General features: G+C 67.8%; 5 protein-coding genes and 1 pseudogene. All 6 read right to left on the bottom strand.

Annotated elements, in window-relative coordinates:
- On the bottom strand, nt 1-228 hold a 228-nt coding region (locus ACF8NF_RS12860; protein WP_392450698.1), incomplete at its 3' end, for a phosphoadenosine phosphosulfate reductase family protein.
- The gene (locus tag ACF8NF_RS12865; RefSeq protein ID WP_392450699.1) at nt 228-1094 is read right to left on the bottom strand and encodes a hypothetical protein; all 867 of its coding nucleotides are present in this window, start codon (nt 1092-1094) and stop codon (nt 228-230) included. The genes ACF8NF_RS12860 and ACF8NF_RS12865, both read right to left, overlap by 1 nt.
- On the bottom strand, nt 1072-1482 hold the full coding sequence (locus ACF8NF_RS12870) for an N-acetyltransferase (RefSeq protein ID WP_392450701.1): 411 nt from the start codon (nt 1480-1482) through the stop codon (nt 1072-1074). The genes ACF8NF_RS12865 and ACF8NF_RS12870 overlap by 23 nt, the downstream gene beginning before the upstream one ends.
- A 29-nt stretch (nt 1483-1511) precedes the next feature.
- Nucleotides 1512-1931 carry a phage tail assembly chaperone gene (locus tag ACF8NF_RS12875; RefSeq protein WP_209803581.1) on the bottom strand — a complete coding sequence of 140 codons (420 nt, stop codon included), beginning with the start codon at nt 1929-1931 and terminating at the stop codon, nt 1512-1514.
- Nucleotides 1928-3856 (bottom strand): DUF1983 domain-containing protein, encoded by a 1929-nt coding sequence (locus ACF8NF_RS12880; protein ID WP_392450702.1) that lies wholly within the window; start codon nt 3854-3856, stop codon nt 1928-1930. The genes ACF8NF_RS12875 and ACF8NF_RS12880 overlap by 4 nt, the downstream gene beginning before the upstream one ends.
- Nucleotides 3853-4781: pseudogene (locus tag ACF8NF_RS12885) on the bottom strand (hypothetical protein); the annotation flags it as partial. The pseudogene ACF8NF_RS12885 and the gene ACF8NF_RS12880, both read right to left, overlap by 4 nt.

Raw genomic sequence — 4781 nt, forward strand, 5'->3', positions numbered from 1 at the left:
CTGCACGGTGCGCAAATCTGGAATCCACGCGCGCACCTGGTCCACGACCGCGCGTGTTTCCGGGATGGTGTCGCCCGTGGACAGCCAGTAGACGGGCAGGCCCTGCTCCACCAGGGGGCGCAGCAGGTACAGGCATGCCAGAGAGTCCTTGCCCCCACTGAAGTGCAGCGCAGCGCGCCGGCCGGCAATCGCCTGGCCCACGCTGTCGGCAATGTCTGCGGCCCGCATCAGAAGAACATGGCCGCAGCAGACAGGCCCGCGCCCACGATGGCGCCCGTTCCGGCGCCACTGGTGGCCTGCGCCTGCTGGTAGGCGTTGGACTGCTGGCCCCACATGTTGGCTGCGCTGTTGCCAGCGTTGCCGGCCATGCCCGCCGCCTGGCCATAGCCAGAGTTCAGGCCAGCCAGGCCGGTATTGGCGATGTTCTGGCCCGAGGCGCCGTAGCCGGCCGTGGCCGCCGTCGTCTGCATGCCCATGGCGGGATAGCCGGCCAGCGCATTCGAGGCCCGGTCCGTCAGCGCCCGCCCTTCCGCACGCGCAGCGGTTCGGGCCGAGTTCTTGCCTGTTGCTGTGGCCAGCGCTTCACCGGCGGCCAGCGCATTGGACGCGGCACCATACTTTCCATCAGCGGGGTTGATGCCCATGCGGGCCATCTCTGCGCCCTGCGTGCGTTTGGCGCTTTCGTAGGCGGTGGAGACATCGGCAGCCGCCTGGCCCGCCAGCTCCTCGCGCTTGGCCTCCGTATCGAAGGTGCGCGCATCCTCGATCATGGTGTCCTGCAGGCCCGTCAGCTTGTCGCGGCGTCCCAGCGCATAGTCGCGGTCGGCCTGAGACTGCTCCCACGCTGTGCGGGAGGAGTCCAACGCGAACTGCGTCTGCTCCTTCTGCAGCGGCGCCATCTCGTTCGCATTGCCGATGATCTGCTTGATCATGTCGTCCTGGATGCCCAGGTTCTTCACCTGCGCTTCCACCAGCCGCGGATCGGGTGCTGGGGTCGAGGCGCCGCCACCCTCCAACGTCATGCCGCCCCCGGGCCGAGGTCGGAATGCCTGCTCGGGCAGGAAATCAAATTCAGTGCTGTGCCAGCGTGTCATGTTTCAGGTTTCCTCTCCAAAGGGTGCAGACCACCACATCGCCGCCGTCGCGCGCAGCGCCTGCCAGCACCGCTTCCTCCACGGCGCCCAGCCGGCGGGCCAGTGCACGCAGCCTGGTGTTGGAAGCGAGCACGTAGCCGCGCAGCGCATCGACCGCGCACACAGCGAACGGGTAGTCAAGAAACGCGCGCAGGAAGCGGCGCGATAGCGGCGCGTCGATGGCGACATGCGCCCACACGGTGCGGCCGTTGTGCTGCTCGAAGACGGCCCCGGCCACCATCACCCCGCCGCGCTTCCAGCCGATGCCCACGGCGCCCTCTGTGCTCAACAGGCCAGGGATGCGCATGCGCAGGAAGGTGTAGATGGCGGAGGTGTCGTAGTCCAGCATGCTTGCCACAGTGGCAGGCTTGGCACGCATCAGGCCGGCGGCGTGGGCCAGAGGATGGCCAGAGGGTCGGTCTGGCTGGTGATGTCGCGCAGGGCCTGCCGGTAGGCCATCCACTCAGGCTCCATGCGCCGGCCCTCCTCTTGCGCCCGCGTCACACGCCAGTCACAGGCGGCGATACGCCGGTCGCGGTCTGCACGCACGGTCTCCCAGGCCGCAGCTTCATTCAGCGTCCAGGCGCCTGAATTCGACAGCACATGAAACGGAGAAGGGGCTGGGGCCGCCACGCGCACTTGATGCCCATCAAAAAACAGCGGCCCTCCCGCGACAAGATCGTCGCCCAGCCGCACCACTTGCCCGCCTGGCGGCGTTGGCACTGCCGCCAGCGGCGCGTTGGTACTCCCCCGGCCAAGGATGTCACCGGCGGCACCTATCAATACGTAGTGGTTCACCGATTTCCCCCTGTGGCCATGATGTGCGACAAATGGACCTCTATGGCCCGGTTTGCATCAAGGTTAGTGGCCACCAATCTATACGTCAGATTGCCCGCAGGTGGCCAGCTTTCAAAGGCGCCAACATAGGCCGCTGTCCGGAATCCATTAAGCATCGAAGTCCCACTGAAACGCATTGCGTAGTTGTCGCGGAATATGGTCAACCCCAGCCCTGCATCGCCATTTCGAGGCATGGCGTTGGCAAATGCCATGATGGCTACGCCTGTGCCACCTTCGGCCATCTGCAAGGTGCATCGACACAGTTCAATTTCGGCACCAGGAGATATGTAGATGATCCGACCAGGCTCCTGTTCACCTTGGACCATGGAGGTGACTGAGCCCCCCTTGATTTGGAGCGTGCCCACGGCCGCCTGCCCGATATAGGCCGTACCAATGGCAGCCGTGTCCATGAACACGCCGATGTTGTTGGACGTGATGCGCTGCAGCCGGTTGATGAAGTCGCTGGTGTTCATCGTCGTGCCGTCCGGAAACGCCACGGTCTCGCCGATGCGGGCCTTGTCCTTGGTGGCCAGCGGCCCCAGGCCATTGACCTGGGCGGCCTTGAGATTGCGCAGCCATTGCGCGTCCAGGCCGTTGGCGTCCAGGATGACGTTGCCGGCGTTGTCGCGCACGGTGAGCCCGCGCGTGTCCACCTTGCGGGCCGCCACGGTGCCGTCCACCAGCAGATCGCCGTTGAGCACGGCGGCGGGGATCACCCAGGCCGCGCCCATCCAGTGCCGGGTCTGCGTGAAGCCGGCGCCGTTGCTGATGGTCACGGCATCGCCCACGATCAGGTGGTTGGTGTTGGGCGCACTGCCGCTGTTGCCCAGGGCCTGCCAGACGGCCTGGCGCGCGGTGGCATCGCTCCAGAAGCTGCCGCTGGCCGCCAGCTGCACCGAGCCGCGCAGCCCGTCCACGAGCTTTTTGCCCAGACCGTCGATGCGCATGTTTCCCTTGAGGTAGACGTTGCGCTGCAGATATATGCCATCGCCATCGACGCCGAACACCACGTCCTCGGGCCGCGGCGTGCTCATCTGGCCGGCGTTGTAGCTGGGGGAGACGATGGCGAACTTGTCCGCCATGATGATGAAGGCGCTGGAAGTCTTGCCGTTGACCTCCTCGGCCGCGATGCCGTAGCCGGCCAGGGCCCCGCCGGCCTGCACCTTGAGCGTGTACTGCGCGCGCAGGCCTTCGCTGTAGCCGGCCAGCACCGTCATCTCCTGCTCCAGCATGGCGCGGCCCGGCTTGCCGTCCTGGTAGTAGTTGCCCAGGGAGGCCTGCAGCTGCAGCACGTTGGTGGCCATGGCCCGCTGGCCGTCCGCGAACGCCGCCTGTGTGGCGCGCAGGCCTGCGCTGGCGTTGCGCAGGCTGGCAGTGACCTCGCGCACGGCCATGGCCAGGCTGCGCTCGTTGCTCTGCACCACGGTCTGCAGCTCGCGCACCTCGGCGCCGCGCTTGGCGGCCTCGTCGGCGATGGAGCGCAGCAGCTCGTCGCGGATCTCCTGCGCCAGGTGGTCGAAGCGGCTGGGGTCGTCCAGGGTCTTGGCCAGGCTCTTGAACAGGCGTGATTCGATGATGGATTGGACGAAGCGCTCCACGGCCACCGTGGCCGACAGCCCGCCGCCCAGGTCGATGACGATCTCGCCCTCCCCCGGCGTCTTGTCGGTGGCCAGCAGCTGGGTGACGCCCTGCACCGAGCCCTGCAGGTCCAGCAGCTCGCGCAGGGTCACGCCGCGCTCGAACTCGTTGCCCCGGGCGCCGGAGCGCACTTCCAGGTGCTCGGTCACGGCCTGCATCCAGTTTGAAAGGGCCTTGTCCTGGACGTTGACCCGGGCCAGGGCCGGGAGGCGGGCCGCGCCCGTGTCGATCTTCTTGCGGTTGGTCATACGCTGCGCAGCTCCTCCGTGGTCGAGCACAGCACCACGCTGGTGACGCGGGCCGCGCCCTCGATCTCCACCTGGTGCTCCAGCCAGCGCCCGGGCGGCAGGCGCTGCGGCTGCAGGTCGGTGAACTGGGCCGTGTGCTGCAGCTGGCGGTCACCCCACAGGCGCAGCGTGATCGGGTGCTGGGCGTCCTGCAGGCCGTAGACCTTGGCCCAGGCCAGCGGCAGCTGCTGGCCCTGGGTGGCCAGGCCTGTGCGCCAGCGCGCCGTGCGCAGGGCATCGCCCGTGAAGCATTCCAGGATGTCCTGGCCGCGCGCCACGTACATGAGGTCGTTGAAGCGGTCCACCCAAACCGCCGTCACACCCGCGCTGCCCAGGTCGGTATGGCCCAGCTTGGCCCCGTCCTGCGCGCTGAACGCCAGGCAGCCGCCACCGGCCCCGGCGTAGAAGAGGTAGTAGACGCCCTCGTGCTCGGCCGCGAACATGCTGGCCGGCTGCATGCGCTGCCAGTCCTGGCGCGCGATCAGCTGCCGCGTCACCACCTGCACGCCGCCCGGGCTGGCCAGGCACAGGCCATCGGGCGAGGCATAGAGCACGCCGCCCTGCACGGGCACGATGGAGCGGCGCGCGCTGCAGGACTGGTTGCTGTCGAGCTTGATGGCCGACATCTGCGCCGAGTGCGCGCCCGTCACGAAGTACGGATTGCCGGCCGTGCCCACGAACAGCGTCTGGTCGAACACGGCCATGCCCACGATGGGCCACTCGGTCGTGACCTGGTAGTCCACGGGCCAGGCGTAGGGCACATAGGGCTCGCAGAACGCCACGGTGTTGTCGATGAAGCCGGCCATGATGCCGTTGGGCATGCCCGTGAGCCCGCGCAGGTAGGGGTTGGCGCCCACGCTGGGCTTGTTGTCGCCCTCGTACTGGC

This window comes from Delftia sp. WSY_22 (assembly GCF_043104185.1).
Lineage (GTDB): Bacteria > Pseudomonadota > Gammaproteobacteria > Burkholderiales > Burkholderiaceae_C > Comamonas > Comamonas tsuruhatensis.